At 67.3% G+C, this 15,201-nt stretch carries 16 protein-coding genes; 5 read left to right on the top strand and 11 right to left on the bottom strand.

Annotated features, from left to right (window positions below):
* Positions 1-49 precede the first annotated feature (49 nt).
* The 5 genes from ispH to G3580_RS14200 all read right to left on the bottom strand — a co-directional run bounded on the left by ispH (position 50) and on the right by G3580_RS14200 (position 5,754).
* Positions 50-997, bottom strand: a complete 948-nt coding sequence (gene ispH, locus G3580_RS14220; protein WP_173766567.1) for a 4-hydroxy-3-methylbut-2-enyl diphosphate reductase — start codon at positions 995-997, stop codon at positions 50-52.
* Between the two features lie 14 nt (positions 998-1,011).
* Complete coding sequence (locus G3580_RS14215) at positions 1,012-1,440, bottom strand: FKBP-type peptidyl-prolyl cis-trans isomerase (protein WP_173766565.1); 429 nt, start codon at positions 1,438-1,440, stop codon at positions 1,012-1,014.
* Complete coding sequence (gene lspA / locus G3580_RS14210; RefSeq protein ID WP_173766563.1) at positions 1,437-1,931, bottom strand: signal peptidase II; 495 nt, start codon at positions 1,929-1,931, stop codon at positions 1,437-1,439. Before lspA ends, G3580_RS14215 begins: the two co-directional genes overlap by 4 nt.
* 72 nt (positions 1,932-2,003) lie before the next feature.
* The gene (gene ileS / locus G3580_RS14205; protein ID WP_173766561.1) at positions 2,004-4,799 is read right to left on the bottom strand and encodes an isoleucine--tRNA ligase; all 2,796 of its coding nucleotides are present in this window, start codon (positions 4,797-4,799) and stop codon (positions 2,004-2,006) included.
* Positions 4,792-5,754, bottom strand: coding sequence for a bifunctional riboflavin kinase/FAD synthetase (locus G3580_RS14200; RefSeq protein WP_173766559.1), 963 nt, complete (start codon positions 5,752-5,754; stop codon positions 4,792-4,794). The genes ileS and G3580_RS14200 overlap by 8 nt, the downstream gene beginning before the upstream one ends.
* Before the next feature lie 179 nt (positions 5,755-5,933).
* Here G3580_RS14200 and egtB point away from each other — a divergent pair, with 179 nt between their 5' ends.
* Together egtB and egtD are read left to right on the top strand one after the other, a co-directional pair.
* On the top strand, positions 5,934-7,220 hold the full coding sequence (gene egtB, locus G3580_RS14195) for an ergothioneine biosynthesis protein EgtB (RefSeq protein WP_173766557.1): 1,287 nt from the start codon (positions 5,934-5,936) through the stop codon (positions 7,218-7,220).
* An 11-nt stretch (positions 7,221-7,231) separates the two neighbouring features.
* A complete protein-coding gene (gene egtD, locus G3580_RS14190) occupies positions 7,232-8,209 on the top strand; it encodes an L-histidine N(alpha)-methyltransferase (protein ID WP_173766555.1) in 978 nt (325 codons plus the stop codon).
* A 53-nt stretch (positions 8,210-8,262) separates the two neighbouring features.
* On the opposite strand, the gene G3580_RS14185 is transcribed toward egtD, so the two are convergent.
* Together G3580_RS14185 and tsaE are read right to left on the bottom strand one after the other, a co-directional pair.
* Positions 8,263-9,600, bottom strand: coding sequence for an N-acetylmuramoyl-L-alanine amidase (locus G3580_RS14185; protein WP_173766553.1), 1,338 nt, complete (start codon positions 9,598-9,600; stop codon positions 8,263-8,265).
* Positions 9,561-10,070 carry a tRNA (adenosine(37)-N6)-threonylcarbamoyltransferase complex ATPase subunit type 1 TsaE gene (gene tsaE / locus G3580_RS14180; RefSeq protein ID WP_228720677.1) on the bottom strand — a complete coding sequence of 170 codons (510 nt, stop codon included), beginning with the start codon at positions 10,068-10,070 and terminating at the stop codon, positions 9,561-9,563. The genes G3580_RS14185 and tsaE overlap by 40 nt, the downstream gene beginning before the upstream one ends.
* Here tsaE and queG point away from each other — a divergent pair.
* Genes queG through G3580_RS14165 form a run of 3 tightly spaced genes read left to right on the top strand, consistent with a single transcriptional unit; the run spans position 10,053 to position 12,264 of the window.
* Positions 10,053-11,153, top strand: coding sequence for a tRNA epoxyqueuosine(34) reductase QueG (gene queG / locus G3580_RS14175; RefSeq protein WP_228720676.1), 1,101 nt, complete (start codon positions 10,053-10,055; stop codon positions 11,151-11,153). The genes tsaE and queG overlap by 18 nt on opposite strands.
* A 37-nt stretch (positions 11,154-11,190) precedes the next feature.
* Entirely contained in the window at positions 11,191-12,000 is an 810-nt protein-coding gene (gene murI, locus G3580_RS14170; RefSeq protein WP_173766549.1) for a glutamate racemase, read from the top strand.
* A gap of 39 nt (positions 12,001-12,039) precedes the next feature.
* Positions 12,040-12,264 (top strand): VF530 family protein, encoded by a 225-nt coding sequence (locus G3580_RS14165; RefSeq protein ID WP_173766547.1) that lies wholly within the window; start codon positions 12,040-12,042, stop codon positions 12,262-12,264.
* A gap of 38 nt (positions 12,265-12,302) precedes the next feature.
* On the opposite strand, the gene trpB is transcribed toward G3580_RS14165, so the two are convergent.
* The 4 genes from trpB to G3580_RS14145 form a co-directional block, all read right to left on the bottom strand.
* A complete protein-coding gene (gene trpB / locus G3580_RS14160; protein ID WP_228720675.1) occupies positions 12,303-13,505 on the bottom strand; it encodes a tryptophan synthase subunit beta in 1,203 nt (400 codons plus the stop codon).
* A gap of 95 nt (positions 13,506-13,600) precedes the next feature.
* Positions 13,601-13,930: a hypothetical protein gene (locus G3580_RS14155; protein ID WP_173766545.1), complete on the bottom strand. Its 330-nt coding sequence runs from the start codon at positions 13,928-13,930 to the stop codon at positions 13,601-13,603.
* Between the two features lie 30 nt (positions 13,931-13,960).
* Positions 13,961-14,812, bottom strand: a complete 852-nt coding sequence (locus G3580_RS14150) for a sulfurtransferase (RefSeq protein WP_173766543.1) — start codon at positions 14,810-14,812, stop codon at positions 13,961-13,963.
* Positions 14,813-14,824: 12 nt separating this feature from the next.
* Positions 14,825-15,184 carry a SpoIIAA family protein gene (locus G3580_RS14145; RefSeq protein WP_173766541.1) on the bottom strand — a complete coding sequence of 120 codons (360 nt, stop codon included), beginning with the start codon at positions 15,182-15,184 and terminating at the stop codon, positions 14,825-14,827.
* Positions 15,185-15,201 lie beyond the last annotated feature (17 nt).

Genomic DNA, 15,201 nt, shown 5'->3' with positions numbered 1-15,201 from the left:
TGAAAACGGGGCCGCGAGGGCCCCGTTCCTACGTGCACTCCCGTCGGGGTCAGGAATCCGCCTGCAGGCTCTTGGGCAGGGGGAAGTAGACGTTTTCCTCTGCGCCTTCCAGGGTGCGCACGGTGCGAGCGCCAAGCGCGCGGATGCGTTCGATGACCTCGCTGACCAGCACCTCCGGGGCCGAGGCGCCGGCGGTGACGCCGATGCGCGAGCGCCCCTCGATCCAGGCCGGGTCGATGGCTGCGGCGTTGTCGACCAGATAGGCCTCGACGCCGCGCAAGGTGGCCACCTCGCGCAGGCGGTTGGAGTTCGAGCTGTTTACGGAGCCGACGACGAGGACCAGATCGACTTGTGGCGCCATGAACTTGACCGCGTCCTGGCGGTTCTGCGTGGCGTAGCAGATGTCGTCCTTCTTGGGGCCTTCGATGGCCGGAAAGCGCCGGCGCAGTGCCTCCACGATGGCCGACGCATCGTCCATGGACAGCGTCGTCTGGGTGACGTAGGCGAGCTTGTCCGGATCGGCCACCCGCAGGCGCTCGACATCCTCGACCGACTCGACCAGGTGGATGCCGTCGTCGACCTGGCCCATGGTGCCTTCGACCTCCGGATGGCCCTTGTGGCCGATCATCACGATCTGGCGCCCCTGCTTGCGCATGCGGGCCACTTCCAGATGCACCTTGGTCACCAGCGGGCAGGTGGCATCGAACACCTGCAGGCCGCGGGCCTCGGCCTCGGTACGCACCGACTGGGGCACGCCGTGGGCGCTGAAGATCACGGTCTGGTGGTCGGGGACTTCGTCCAGTTCCTCGACGAAGATGGCGCCCTTGGCGCGCAGGTTGTCCACCACGAACTTGTTGTGGACAACCTCGTGGCGCACGTAGATGGGCGCGCCGAACCTCACCAGGGCCTGTTCGACGATGTCGATGGCCCGCTCCACGCCGGCACAGAAGCCGCGCGGGTTGGCGAGCAGGATTTCCTTGTCGGCGGTGTCGCTCATGATGTGTTCCGCTCTCAGAGGATGCCGATGATCTCGACTTCCAGGTGAATGGTCTTGCCGGCCAGCGGGTGGTTGAAGTCGATCACCGCCTTCTCGGCGTCGATTTCGCGCACCAGCCCCGAATAGCGCGAGCCGTCGGGGGCGGTGAATTCCATGACACTCATCGGCTCGATGTCCTCGTTGGGCATGTGCCGGCGGGCCACGACCTCGATCAGATCCTCGCGATGCGGGCCGAAGGCTTGCTCCGGCGTCAGCTTGAACTGGTGGTTGCTGCCTTCCTCGAGCCCCACGAAACACTGTTCCAGCACCGGCAGCATCTCGTCGGCGCCCAGCTGCAGCGTCGCCGGCTGGCCTTCGAAGGTGCTGATCAGGGGCTGGCCGCTTTCCGCCGTGATGCGATAGTTCAGGGTCACGAGGCTGTTCGGTTCGACGATCTTGGTCACGAGTGGTTCTCCTGCGCGGATTGGCGGCGCGCGTCGCGCAGTTGGGCCCACAGCATCAGGCACACCCCCAGAAAGATGGCCGAATCGGCCAGATTGAAGGCGGGCCAGCCATAGCGGCCCGCGTGAAAATACAGAAAATCGACTACGGCGCCGTGCCACAGGCGATCGACCACGTTGCCGATGGCGCCGCCGATGATCAGCGCGAAGGCGAACGGCTGCAGGCGCTCGCGCTGGTGCCGCCAGGTCAGGCGCAACAGCCACAGGCAGATGACACCCGCCAGCCCGACGAAAAACCAGCGCTGCCAGCCGGAGTGCTCGGCCAGGAAGCTGAAGGCCGCGCCGCGGTTGTACAGCAGCACGAGGCTGAAGAAATCCGTCATCGGCACCGCGTCGCCCTCGTGCAGCCAGTTGAGCATCAGCTGCTTGGTGAGCTGATCGAGGATGACGACGACGACGGCGAAGGTGACCCACAGGGCGAAGCGGGGCTTCATCCGTGTTCAGGCTCCGCGTGTTGTTCGAGGCTCCGCCGGCCCGTCTCCGGGGTGAGCGAGCGTGGGCGCCCTTCACGCATGCGTGCGCACCTCGCCGGCGCCTTCGAGATTGCCATGGCAACGGGCGCACAGGCCCGGGTGGCTGGCAATGCTGCCCACATCGGCGCGGTAGTGCCAGCAGCGCTCACATTTGGCCTGGGTCGAGGCCGTGGCCTCGACCGCCTGCGCGGCGTCATCCGTCACTGCCTCGAGCGTGGCTGCCGAGGTCTGCAGCACGAAGCGCAGATCATCGTCGAGTGAGGACAGCGCCGCATGCCAGGCCGGCGCTGCCTTGACCACCACCTCGGCCTGCAGACCGGAACCGATGGCGCCTTCGGTGCGCAGAGTCTCCAGCACCTTCTGCACCTCGGCACGGGCTTCGCGAATGGTGCTCCAGCGGGCGATCAGCGCCTCTTCGTCGGCCTGCGCCGGCAGTGTGTGCCAGGTGTGCAGCATGATGGAGTCGTCCTCGCCGTTGAGCACCGCCCAGGCTTCCTCGGCGGTGAAGGAGAGGATCGGCGCCATCAGCTTGAGCAGGCTCTGGGTGATGTGCCAGAGGGCGCTCTGGGCGGCGCGCCGGGCGGTCGAATCCGGCTGGGTGGTGTACAGGCGGTCCTTGAGGATGTCCAGGTAGAAGGCGCCCAGCTCCTCGGAGCAGAAGATCTGCAGCGCCTGCACCACCCGGTGGAACTCGAAGCGGCCGTAGTCGGCCTGGGCCTGCTCGGCCATCTGCCGGGTGAAGGCGAGGGCATAGCGATCGATGTCCAGCCACTGGTCCACCGGCAGGCCGTCCTTGGCGATGTCGAAGTCGGCGGTGTTGGCGAGCAGAAAGCGCAGGGTGTTGCGGATGCGCCGGTAGGTCTCGACCACCCGGTCGAGGATCTGCTTGGAGATGGACAGCTCGCCGGAATAGTCGGTGGAGGCCACCCACAGGCGCAGGATTTCGGCGCCGAGCTTTTCCGATACCTCCTGCGGCACGATGGTGTTGCCGAGCGACTTGCTCATCTTGCGCCCCTTCTCGTCCACGGTGAAGCCGTGGGTGAGCAGGGCCTTGTAGGGCGCATGGCCGTCGATGGCGCAGCCGGTGAGCAGGGAGGAGTGGAACCAGCCGCGGTGCTGGTCGGAGCCTTCCAGATAGAGATCGGCGCGCGGGCCTTCGGCGTGGCCGTCCGGGTGCGAGCCGCGCAGCACGTGCCAGTGCGTCGTGCCCGAGTCGAACCACACGTCCAGGGTGTCGCTGATCTTGTCGTACTGGTCGGCCTCGGCGCCGAGCAGTTCGGCGGCGTCGAGCTTGAACCAGGCTTCGATGCCCGCCGTCTCGACGCGCTGGGCCACCTGCTCCATGAGCTCGACCGTGCGCGGGTGCAGCTCGCCGGTGGCCTTGTGCAGGAAGAACGGGATCGGCACCCCCCAGTTGCGCTGGCGCGAGATGCACCAGTCGGGGCGGTTGGCGATCATGGCGTGCAGGCGCGCCTGGCCCCAGGACGGGTAGAAGCGGGTGTCCTCCACGCCCTTGAGCGCGCGCTCGCGCAGGGAGGAGCCGTCGCTCACCCGGGTGTCCATGCCCACGAACCACTGCGCGGTGGCGCGATAGATCACCGGCGTCTTGTGGCGCCAGCAGTGCATGTAGCTGTGGGTGATCTTCTCGTGGGCGAGCAGGCTGCCGACGTCCTCGATCTTGGCGACGATGGCCGGATTGGCCTTCCAGATCAGCTGGCCGCCGAAGAAGGGCAGGTCGTCCACATAGTGGCCGTTGCCCATGACCGGCGTGAGAATCTCGTCGTTGCTGCGGCCGTAGGCCTTCCAGGCGTTGAAGTCGTCCACGCCGTGGGCGGGCGACGAGTGCACGATGCCGGTGCCGGCGTCCAGCCCCACGTAGTCGGCCAGATACACCGGCGAGACGCGCTCGTAGAACGGATGGCGGAACTCGATGCGCTCGAAGGCCTCGCCCCGGGCGGTGGCGACGACCGCGCCTTCGAGCCCGTAGCGTTGGAGACAGGCGTCGACCAGCTCGCTGGCCAGCACCAGGCAGCGCTCGCCCACATCCACCAGTGCGTACTCGTACTCCGGGTGCATGTTGAGCGCCTGGTTGACCGGAATCGTCCACGGCGTGGTGGTCCAGATCACCGCGAAGGTGGGTTTGGGCAGGTTCGCCAGCCCGAACGCCGCGGCCAGCTTGTCGGTCTCGAGCGCGGGGAAGGCCACGTCGATCTGCGGCGAGAGCTTGTCGGCGTACTCCACCTCGGCCTCGGCCAGGGCCGAGCCGCAGTCGAAACACCAGTTGACCGGCTTGAGGCCCTTGAACACGTAGCCGGCCTCGACCATCTTCGCCAGGGCGCGGATCTCGTTCGCCTCGTTGGCGAAGTTCATGGTGAGGTAGGGGTTGTCCCAGTCGCCGAGCACGCCCAGGCGGATGAAGTCGGTCTTCTGCAGTTCGACCTGCTCGGCGGCGTAGGCGCGGCACAGCTCGCGCACCTTGTCGTGCGGCAGATTCTTGCCGTGGGTGACCTCGATCTTGTGCTCGATGGGCAGGCCGTGGCAGTCCCAGCCCGGCACGTAGGGGGCGTCGAAGCCGGCCAGGGTCTTGGAGCGGACGATGATGTCCTTGAGGATCTTGTTCAGCGCATGGCCCAGGTGCAGTGCGCCGTTGGCGTACGGGGGGCCGTCATGGAGCACGAACTTGGGACGGCCGGCCGAGGCCTTGCGAATCTTCTGGTAGAGCTTGCGCTGCTGCCATTGCGCCACCCAGCCCGGCTCGCGCTTGGGCAGGTTCCCGCGCATGGGGAAGGGGGTGTCGGTGAGATTGAGCGTATCGCGGTAGTCAGCCATGGTCGTCTTGGGTTGGAGTGGGTTGTCCGGCCCGGTCGGCAAACCAGGCACGGGCGTTATCGACGTCGCGGGCGATCTGGGCGGTCAGCGCCTCGAGCGACGTGTATTTTTCCTCGTCACGCTGCTTGTGCAGGAAGTGCACGCGCAGGTGGGCACCGTAGCAGTCCTCGTTCCAGTCGAGAAGATGCACTTCCAGGCTCGGGCGGCCGGCGTCGTTGATGGTCGGGCGCACGCCCACGCTGGCCACCCCGGGCACGGGGTCGTCGCGCAGGCCCTCGACCTGCACGTTGAAGATGCCCGACAGCGGCGGGCGGCGCCCCTTGAGCTGGATGTTGACGGTGGGAAAGCCCAGCGTGCGGCCGATCTTGTCGCCGTGCATGACCAGCCCCGCCATGCTGTAGGGGCGGCCCAGCAGGTGCGCGGCGCGATCCAGTTCGCCCTTGGCGAGGGCGTCGCGCACGGCAGAACTCGAGACCCGTTCGCCGTCGTGGGCATGGGTGGTCATCGCCTCGACCACGAAGCCGAAGCGCTCGCCGGCGGCCTGCAGCATGGCGAAGTCGCCCTTGCGCCCCGCACCGAAGCGGAAATCGTCCCCGATGATCAGGTGGCGCACCCGCAGGTTGTTCACCAGGACGCGTTCGATGAAATCCTCCGCCGAGAGCGAGGCGAAGCGCTGGTTGAAGCGGATGATGCGGGTGGCGTCCACTCCCGCGGCGGCGAGCAGCAGCAGCTTGTCGCGCAGCGAGGCGAGGCGGGCGGGGGCCTGCTTCGGGGCGAAGTATTCGCGCGGATGCGGCTCGAAGGTGAGCACGACCGCGGGCAGCCCCAGAGCCTGAGCCTGTGTCGTCAAGAGACGGAGTAGCGCCTGGTGTCCCAGATGAATGCCATCGAAATTGCCGATGGTCAGCACGCAGGGGGTGGGGGCGCGTTCCGCGTCGCCGCGTGAAACCAGCATAAGCGCCTGAAAAAAACCGCAATTATAGCCGCAACCGCACAATTTTCGGCGCATGGTGCAATGCCGTAGCGGCGGCCGGTCGTGTCCGTCCGTAGGCACCTTCGGTTGACCATGGCGTGTGCATTTGGTCTGCTATGGACTGATCGCCGCATTTCAAGGCCCCACGCGAGGAACACCGCATGAACGATGTCCTGCGCGCCGACCCGGCGGGCGCGACCCGATCCGCCCACGACTGGGCGACGTATTTCCGGCGCGTGCGCGCGGCCAGTGAAGCGCTGTGCGCGCCCCTGCTCGTCGAGGACTACGGGCTGCAGACGGCCGATTTCGCCAGTCCGCCCAAGTGGCACCTGGCCCATGTGAGCTGGTTTTTCGAAACCTTCCTGCTCGAGCCCTTCCTGCCCGGTTACCGGGAGTTTCATCCCCAGTTCCGTGTCCTGTTCAACTCCTACTACGACCAGGTGGGGCGTTACCATCCGCGGCCGCAGCGTGGCTTCCTGTCGCGGCCGTCGGTCGAGGAGGTGTATCGCTACCGGGCCCATGTGGACGCGGCGATGCTCGAACTGATCGACGGCGCCGCACCCGACGTCTGGCCCACCGTGGCCCAGCGGCTCGGTATCGGCCTCAACCACGAGCAACAGCACCAGGAGTTGCTGCTCACCGACCTCAAGCAGCATTTCAGCGTCAATCCGCTGCGCCCCGCCTACCGGACCGATCTGCCCGAGCCCGCCCGGCGCAGTGCCGCTGCGCTCGGCTGGATCGAACGTGAGGGCGGGCTGGTGCACATCGGGCAGGGCGGCGACGGCTTTGCCTACGACAACGAACTGCCCCGGCACCGGGTCTTTCTCACCCCGTTTGCGCTCGCCACGCGGCCGGTGACCAACGGCGAATACCTCGCCTTCATCGAGGACGGCGGTTATCGCAATCCGGCCCTGTGGCTGTCGGACGGCTGGAGCACGGTCAACCGCGAGCGCTGGGCCCATCCGCGCTACTGGGAGCGTCACGACGGCCAGTGGCTGGAATTCACGCTCGGGGGCCTGCGTCCGCTGGATGCGGACGCGCCGGTGAGCCACGTGAGCCATTTCGAGGCCGACGCCTACGCGACCTGGGCCGACGCACGCCTGCCGACCGAGGCCGAGTGGGAGCAGGTGGCGGCCGGGGTGGCGGTCGATGGCAACTTCGTCGAAACCGGGTTGCTGCATCCGCAGGCCATGGCCGGCGAGGGGCCGCTGCAACTGTTCGGCGACGTGTGGGAGCATACCGGCTCGGCCTACCTGGCCTACCCGGGCTACCGTCAGGCCGAAGGCGCGCTGGGCGAATACAACGGCAAGTTCATGTCCGGGCAGATGGTGTTGCGCGGCGGCTCGTGTGCCACGCCCGCCGACCACATCCGTGCCAGTTACCGTAACTTCTTCTATCCCCAGGAGCGCTGGCAGTTCCAGGGCTTCCGTCTCGCGCGGGATCTATAGACGCAGGGGCCATGACGCAGACGCAAGTGACCAATTTCGAGTTCCACGATCTCAAGCCGGCGGTGGCGGACTTCCGCCGCGAGGTGCTCGCCGGCCTGCGCGCTTCGCCGCGCCGGATCGCACCCAAGTTCTTCTACGACGCCGAGGGCTCGCGCCTGTTCGATCGCATCACGCAACTGGCGGCCTACTACCCGACGCGCACCGAGATCGGCCTGCTCAAGGCCCATGGCCGCGAGATGGGCGATCTGCTCGGCCGCGGCTCGGCGCTCATCGAACTGGGCAGCGGCAGCGACGTGAAGATCCGCACCGTGCTCGACGCCCTCGCGCCGGCCGAATACCTGCCGCTGGACATTTCGGGCACCCACCTGCGTGCGGCCGCGCGTGGTATCGCGCGGGACTATCCGGCCATCCAGGTGCGCGCCACCTGCGTGGACTACACGCGCCAGTTCGAACTACCCGCGACGGCGCCGGGGCGGCACCGGGTCGCCTTCTACCCGGGCTCGAGCATCGGCAACTTCGAACCCGGGCAGGTGATGGAACTGCTCGACTGGATCGCGCACCTGGTGGGCCCGGGTGGGCGCCTGCTGGTCGGTGTGGACCTCAAGAAGGACGAGGCGCGCCTCAACGCCGCCTACAACGATCCGGAAGGGGTGACCGCGGCCTTCAACCGCAATCTGCTGGTGCGCATGCAGCGGGAGCTGGGGGCCGGCATCGCGATCGACGACTTCGAGCACGACGCCTTCTACAACGCCGCGCGCGGGCGCATCGAGATGCATCTGCGCGCCGCCCGACCCACCACCATCGCACTCGACGGCGAATCCTTCGCCTTCGCGACCGGCGAGGGTATCCACACCGAATGCTCCTACAAGTACAGCGTGGAGGAGTTCGCCTCGCTGGCGGCGCTGTCCGGGTTTGCGCCCGAGCGGGTGTGGTGCGACACCGATCGGCTGTTCAGCGTGCACTGCCTGCGCGCCAATCCACGCGGGTAAACGGCCACGGGCGCGACCGGAGCCGCGCCCGTCATCATGCCGCCGTGCGGCCCTCAGTCCAGGCTGGCGACCCGCACCCGTGACAGCGGCGGGTTGTCGTCGAAGTAGCTCTTGAGCCCTTCCATGATGGCCTCGGCCATCTTGTCCTGGTACTTGCGGTTGTTGAGGCGGCGCTCTTCCTCGGGGTTGCTGATGAAGGCCGTCTCCACGAGGATGGAGGGGATGTCCGGCGCCTTGAGCACCGCAAAGCCGGCATGCTCCACATGCGCCTTGTGCAGCGTGTTGATGTCGCCCAGGCGCTCGAGCACCGCCTTGCCCACCTTCATGCTGTCGTTGAGGGTGGCGGTCTGGGACAGGTCGAGCAGGGTGCGAGCCAGGTGGCCGTCCTGCCCGCCGATGTTCACGCCGCCGATCAGGTCGGCATCGTTCTCGCGCTTGGCCAGCCAGCGGGCCGCCGCGCTCGAGGCGCCGCGCTGCGAGAGCACGAACACCGAGCTGCCCCGGGCATCGGGGCGCACGAAGGCGTCGGCGTGGATGGAGACGAACAGATCCGCGCGCAGCGCGCGCGCCTTGGTGACGCGTTTGTACAAGGGCACGAAGTAGTCGCCGTCGCGGGTGAGCACCGCGCGCATGCCCGGCTGGGCATCGATTTTCTTCTTGAGCCGGCGCGCGATCATCAGGGTCACGTGCTTTTCGTAGCTGCCGCGACGGCCGACCGCGCCCGGGTCCTCGCCGCCATGACCGGGGTCGATGGCCACGGTGACCAGACGGTCCATCTTGTCGCGCTCCGCCGCCGGGTTGCGGCTGTGGCGGGTCACCGTGCTGCGATCGCTCGCCTGCGCCACGTCGCCCTGTCCGTTGGCGCCGCGGGCAGCGTCGGTGGGGTTGTCCTTCTCGATCAGCGCCAGCAGCGGGTCCGCCTCCACCGTGGGATAGAGGTCGACCACCAACCGGTGGCCATAGGCGCCCACCGGCTGCAGGGTGAAGATCTGCGGTTTGACCGGTTGCTTGAGCTCGACCACGACCCGGACCACCCCCGGGCGGTTGCGCCCGGCGCGCACCAGCTTGATAAACGGATCCTCGGCGGTGATGCGGTCGGGCAGATGCTTGATGACGCTGTCGAACTCGATGCCTTCGATATCCACCACCAACCGGTCGGGGCCGTCCAGGGTGAAGTACTTGAAGCCGATCTCGGCCTTCGACTCGAGGGTGATGCGGGTGTAGTCCTCGGCCGGCCACACGCGTACCGCCACCAGCGTGGTGCCTGCGGCCTGGCCCAGCGGGCTGACCAGCATGGCGAAGGTGGCGCCGGCGGCTTTCAGGAAGTGCCGGCGAGTGGGTTCGCCCGCGTTCAGCGGGGAGGAGGAGGCGCCGCCAGTTGTTCTGTGCATTGTCGTCCCAGCTCCGTTTCGGGGCGGATCGCGATGTCCCGCCCGTCGCCTGTCACCGTCAGTCTGATCACGACATCCGGCGGTGCCACATAGGGTGCAGCTTTGTCGGGCCATTCCACCAGGCAGACGCCGTGGTTGGCGAAGTATTCGTCCAGTCCGGCGTCCAGATATTCTTCTGCGGAAGTGAACCGATAAAAATCAAAGTGATATAAGTTTAATCTAGAAACCACGTAAGGTTCAATCAAGGTGTACGTGGGACTTTTTACGCTGCCGGCATGACCAAGCGCCCGCAGCAGCCCCCGCACCAGGGTGGTTTTGCCTGCGCCCAGATCCCCTTCGAGGTAGATGACGAGGCCGGAGGCCAGTGCCGGCGCCAGTTTCGCGCCCATGGCCAGGGTGTCGGCTTCGTCCTTCAGGTGCGCATGGAGGGCCGCGTCGCTATCATCGGGGCCATGGGTCAATTCGATCATCAAGCACTCTCGCCTGGGCAGGGCGGCGCCGCATCGGGCGCCGCGCTCGTGGACAACATCCGGGCCTGGGCCCGCGAGCTGGGGTTCGGCGCCATCGGCATATCCGGTGTGGATCTGCCGGCGGCCGAGGCGGGCCTGCAGGCCTGGCTGGAGGCCGGCTTTCACGGCGAGATGGATTATATGGCCAAACACGGCCTGCGCCGATGCCGGCCGGCCGAGTTGCTGCCGGGCACCCGGCGGGTCATCACCGCCCGGCTCGACTACTGGCCCGGGCAGGCGGCCGAGGCGGACGGCGCGCTGGCCGACGGCACGCGGGCGTACGTGTCCCGCTACGCCCTGGGGCGCGATTATCACAAGGTGCTGCGTAATCGCCTCAAGAAACTGGCCGAACGCATTGCCGTCGAGGTGCCGCATCAGTGGCGCGTGTTCACCGATTCGGCGCCCGTGGCGGAGGTGGCGCTGGCCACCGAATCGGGCCTGGGCTGGCGCGGCAAGCATACGCTGCTGCTCAGCCGCGAAGCCGGCTCGTATTTCTTTCTCGGTGAGATCTTCACCGATCTGGCACTGCCCGTGACCGCGCCGGTGAGCGACCACTGCGGTCAATGCAGCGCCTGCATCGACGTCTGCCCCACGCGGGCCATCGTCGCACCCTACCGGGTGGATGCGCGCCGCTGCATCTCCTATCTCACCATCGAATTGCACGGCGCCATTCCGGAGGCACTGCGCCCGCTCATCGGCAACCGGGTCTATGGCTGCGACGACTGCCAGCTGGTGTGTCCGTGGAACCGTTTCGCGCAGCCGACCCAGACCGGCGACTTCGAGCCGCGTCACGGCCTGGACGCGGCCACCCTCGTCGAGCTGTTCGCGTGGACCGAGGCCGAGTTCGCCGAGCACATGGCCGGCAGCCCCATCTACCGGATCGGCCATGCGCGCTGGTTGCGCAATCTTGCGGTGGGGTTGGGCAATGCCCCCTGGAGCGCGGACGTCGTCGCCGCCCTGGAAGCGCGCCGCGACGACTCGGACCCGCTGGTGCGAGAACACGTGGGCTGGGCGCTTGCGCAACAAGCGGCGCGAAAGCCGTAAAATGGCGGCCTTCGCCTCAACCCGTAACGAGCCGCCCATGTCTCCTGACCGTTCCCTGCCCATCGGCGTATTCGACTCCGGCGTCGGCGGGCTGACGGTCATGCGCGCGCTCATGGAGCGCCTGCCGCTCGAGAATCTGGTGTATTTCGGCGACACTGCCCGCGTGCCCTATGGCATCAAGTCGGTCGCCACCATCGAGCACTTCACCGGCCAGATCACCGACTTCCTGCTCCAGCGCGGCGTCAAGATGCTCATCGTCGCCTGCAACACCATGGCCGCCGTGGCCGGCGACGTGGTGCGTGGCAAGGCCGGCGAGATGCCGGTGCTGGACGTGATCGAGGCCGGTGCCCGCGCGGCGGTGGCGCGCTCCGCGACCGGGGCCATCGGCGTCATCGGCACCCCCACCACCATCAACTCCAACGCCTACGCCCGTCGCATGCATGCCCTCGACGCCGGCGTGCGGGTCTATTCGCAGGCCTGCCCGCTGTTCGTGCCGCTGGTGGAGGAGGGTTGGCTCGATCATCCGGTCACGCGCATGACCGCGCAGGAGTACCTCAAGCCGGTGCTTGCCGAGCAGGTGGACAGCCTGGTGCTCGGCTGCACCCACTACCCGCTGCTCAAACCCCTGCTCATGGACGTGGCCGGGCCCGGCGTGCACCTGGTCGACTCGGCCACCACCGTCGCCGAGCAGGCGGCGCAGACCCTGGCCCGGCTCGATCTGGCCAACACCGGAGAACACCTGGCGCAGGCGCGCTATCACGTGACCGACATCCCGCTGCGCTTCCAGACCATCGGCGAGCGCTTCCTGGGGCGGTCGCTGGGCAGTATCGAGCGGGTGGCGTGGTGAGGCGAGCCGAGGTCATCGTGTGCGGGGGGCGCGGCCGTCATGCCCGCTGAGCAACCGAACAACCCCCTGCACGGCCTCACGCTGGAGCGCATCGTCGTCGCCCTGGTCGATCATTTCGGCTGGGACGGGCTTGCGCGCCGGATCAACATCAACTGCTTCCGCAACGACCCGTCGGTCAAATCCAGCCTGAAGTTCCTGCGCAAGACGCCGTGGGCGCGCGAGCAGGTCGAGCGCCTGTACCTGGCGACCTTCGCCTCGCGGTAAGCGTCACGCGCGTCACCGGTCGGCGACGCGCTCGTTCCTCAGAGCCCGAGTCGCTCGGCCACGTAGTCCGCGTCCTTGTCTCCACGTCCGGACAGGTTGATCAGGATGGACTGGTCCCGGCCCAGCGTGGGCGCGGTGCGCATGGCCCAGGCGACGGCGTGGGCGCTTTCCAGTGCCGGGATGATGCCTTCGACCCGGGAGAGGGTCATGTAGGCGTCGAGGCATTCGTCGTCGGTGGCGGTGTCGTACTCCACCCGGCCGAGGTCCTTGAGATACGAATGCTGCGGGCCGATGCCGGGGTAGTCGAGGCCGGAGGCGATCGAATGCACGGGCAGTGGCTCGCCGGCGGCGTCCTCGAGCACGTAGCACTTCATGCCGTGCAACTGGCCCGGCCGGCCCTTGCTGAGGGTGGCGGCGTGGTCGGGGGTGTCGAGGCCCTTTCCGGCCGGTTCGACACCGACGATGCGCACGTCCTCATCGTCGAGAAAGGCGGTGAACAGCCCCATGGCGTTGGAGCCGCCGCCGACGCAGGCGGTGATGATGTCGGGGAGCGTGCCCGTCTTGGCGAGGAACTGCTCGCGCGCTTCGCGGCCGATGATGCTCTGGAAGTCGCGCACCATCTTCGGGAAGGGGTGGGGGCCGACCACCGAGCCGATGGCGTAGATCGAGTTCACCGGGTCCTTCAGGTACTCCTCGAAGGCGCTGTCCACCGCGTCCTTGAGCGTGGCGGTGCCACGCGTGACCGACACCACCTTGCAGCCGAGGATCTTCATCTTGGTGACGTTGGGGTGTTCCTTCTCGATGTCCACCTGGCCCATGTGGATCTCGCAGGGGATGCCCACCAGCGCGCAGGCGGTGGCCAGGGCGACGCCATGCTGGCCGGCGCCGGTCTCGGCCAGCACCTTGGTCTTGCCCATGTACTTGGCCAGCAGCGCTTCGCCCAGGCAGTGGTTGATCTTGTGGGCGCCGGTATGGTTGAGGTCTTCGCGCTTGAGGTAGATGCGCGCGCCGCCCAGTTGCTCGCTCAGACGGCGGGCGAGATAGACCGGGCTCGGGCGGCCCACGTAGTCCGCGTGCAGCATGGCCAGTTCGGCCTGGAACTCGGGTTGCTGGCGGATCTCCTCGTAGGCGCGATCGATGTCGTCCATGATCTGCTTGAGTTCCGGCGGCACGATCTGGCCGCCGTAGTCACCGAAATAGCCGTCCGCGGTGGGCATGGGGGCAAAGTCGAAGCGCTTCACGATGTCTCCTCGGGTCAATGATTCCCCGCGAGTGTAGCAACCCCGCCCGCCGAGGATTCAGAGCCAGATCAAGGAATGGAGCTGCCCGCGCAGGCTCATCGCTCGAGACCGTCGATGAGGCGTTTTTGCAGATTGGCGGGCATGTCGAGTGTGTCCGGATCCCAGCCTTCGAGGGCCAGCACGTCGGCCAGGCAGGTTTCGACGATCGGGATGATGGCCTGGACGGTATCCGCGATCCGGGCATGCACGGCCCGATCGGTATCGCTCGTGTCGAGGCACTGCTGCTGGTAGTCGTACAGCTGGACCAGTTCGGAGATCAGCTTGGTGACCTGCGCCGGGCAGGCGCACTGGTAGATCAATGCCTGCTCGAGGATGTATTGCAGCTGGTTTTTACTGAAACGGCGTTCAAGGGGTGGTGCGGACATAACATTCCAACGATGCCGTGCGGCAGGATCTCAGGGCCCCGTGGCGACCGGGCGCTGGTCGGACGCACACCACTCGCTCCAGGAGCCCGGATAGAGGCGTCCGCCGGGCAGGCCGGCAATTTCCATGGCCAGCAGGTTGTGGCACGCGGTCACGCCCGAGCCGCACTGGTGAATGACCTGCGCGGGCGTGACGCCATCGAGCAGGGTCGTGAACTCCCGACGCAGCTGGGCGGCGGGCTTGAAGTTGCCGTCGGCGTCGAGGTTGTCCTTGAAGAAACGATTGATCGCGCCCGGGATGTGGCCGCCGACCGGGTCGATGGTCTCGTTCTCTCCGCGAAAGCGGTCCGGGCTGCGCGCGTCCACGATCAGGGTGTGCTCGTCGCGGTAGCGTTCGAGCACGTCGAGCAGCGGCGCGTCGATGGGCTGGCGCACCGGCTCGAAGCGGGTGGCCGAGGGGACCACCGGGGCCCGGGTGAGCTGACCCCCATGACGTCGCCAGGCATGCAGGTCACCGTCGAGAACGGCGACGCGCTCATGGCCGAGCCACCGGAGCAGCCACCACAGGCGCGCGGCGAACATGCCGCCGGCGTCGTCATAGGCGATCACCTGCTTGGTGCGGTCGATGCCGAGTTCGCCGAGCCGTTGCGCCAGGGCGGCGACGTCGGGCAGGGGGTGGCGGCCGTTGGTGCCGTCTTTCGGCCCGGACAGATCTTCGTCCAGGTGCACGAAGCGGGCGCCCGGCAGGTGACCGTCGGCGTAGGCGGCGCGGCCGAACTCGGGATCGGCCAGGTCATGACGGCAATCGACGATGACCCAGTCCGGATTGTCGAGTTCGCGCAGCAGCTGCTCGGGCGAGATGATGGTCGTCGGTGCACCGCTCATGCGCAGATCCCTTCAGGCGGTCTGAGGTGCGCTGGCCAGCCAGGCGCGGGCGTCGTCCTCGTCGTCGAAGACCTGGACGTCGGCTTCCACGAACATCTGCGAAACCCACGCGCTCCAGGTGACCCACTGGTCGCTGGTGATGATGGCGATGCGGCCGAAATCCGACTTGTGCTCGCGCGAGAAGCGGATCTCCTCCCACGCCACGTCGATGGTGAAACCGGTCATCTTGCGCAGATCCATGAACAGGTTCTGACGCCCCTCGAACTTGAGCTTGTAGCGGACGAGCTCTTCGAACTCCTTGTAGTCGTGCAGTTCGAACTCGCCGAATACGGTGACCGATACCTGGCCCTCGCCGTGTTCCGTGGTGATCATGACAGTCTCCTTGTTTT

It is taken from the genome of Nitrogeniibacter mangrovi (genome assembly GCF_010983895.1).
GTDB lineage: Bacteria > Pseudomonadota > Gammaproteobacteria > Burkholderiales > Rhodocyclaceae > Nitrogeniibacter > Nitrogeniibacter mangrovi.
The sequence above is the reverse complement of the archived record's forward strand: the minus strand, read 5'-3'. Positions and strand labels throughout refer to the sequence as shown.

Coding starts and splice junctions, on each gene's coding strand:
- G3580_RS14200 (WP_173766559.1), bottom strand. CDS start 5,754: ATGCTGGTTTCACGCGGCGACGCGGAACGCGCCCCCACCCCCTGCGTG.
- G3580_RS14165 (WP_173766547.1), top strand. CDS start 12,040: ATGCCCGCTGAGCAACCGAACAACCCCCTGCACGGCCTCACGCTGGAG.
- G3580_RS14155 (WP_173766545.1), bottom strand. CDS start 13,930: ATGTCCGCACCACCCCTTGAACGCCGTTTCAGTAAAAACCAGCTGCAA.
- lspA (WP_173766563.1), bottom strand. CDS start 1,931: ATGAAGCCCCGCTTCGCCCTGTGGGTCACCTTCGCCGTCGTCGTCGTC.
- queG (WP_228720676.1), top strand. CDS start 10,053: ATGGGTCAATTCGATCATCAAGCACTCTCGCCTGGGCAGGGCGGCGCC.
- murI (WP_173766549.1), top strand. CDS start 11,191: ATGTCTCCTGACCGTTCCCTGCCCATCGGCGTATTCGACTCCGGCGTC.
- G3580_RS14185 (WP_173766553.1), bottom strand. CDS start 9,600: ATGCACAGAACAACTGGCGGCGCCTCCTCCTCCCCGCTGAACGCGGGC.
- G3580_RS14150 (WP_173766543.1), bottom strand. CDS start 14,812: ATGAGCGGTGCACCGACGACCATCATCTCGCCCGAGCAGCTGCTGCGC.
- egtB (WP_173766557.1), top strand. CDS start 5,934: ATGAACGATGTCCTGCGCGCCGACCCGGCGGGCGCGACCCGATCCGCC.
- G3580_RS14145 (WP_173766541.1), bottom strand. CDS start 15,184: ATGATCACCACGGAACACGGCGAGGGCCAGGTATCGGTCACCGTATTC.
- tsaE (WP_228720677.1), bottom strand. CDS start 10,070: ATGATCGAATTGACCCATGGCCCCGATGATAGCGACGCGGCCCTCCAT.
- ispH (WP_173766567.1), bottom strand. CDS start 997: ATGAGCGACACCGCCGACAAGGAAATCCTGCTCGCCAACCCGCGCGGC.
- egtD (WP_173766555.1), top strand. CDS start 7,232: ATGACGCAGACGCAAGTGACCAATTTCGAGTTCCACGATCTCAAGCCG.
- ileS (WP_173766561.1), bottom strand. CDS start 4,799: ATGGCTGACTACCGCGATACGCTCAATCTCACCGACACCCCCTTCCCC.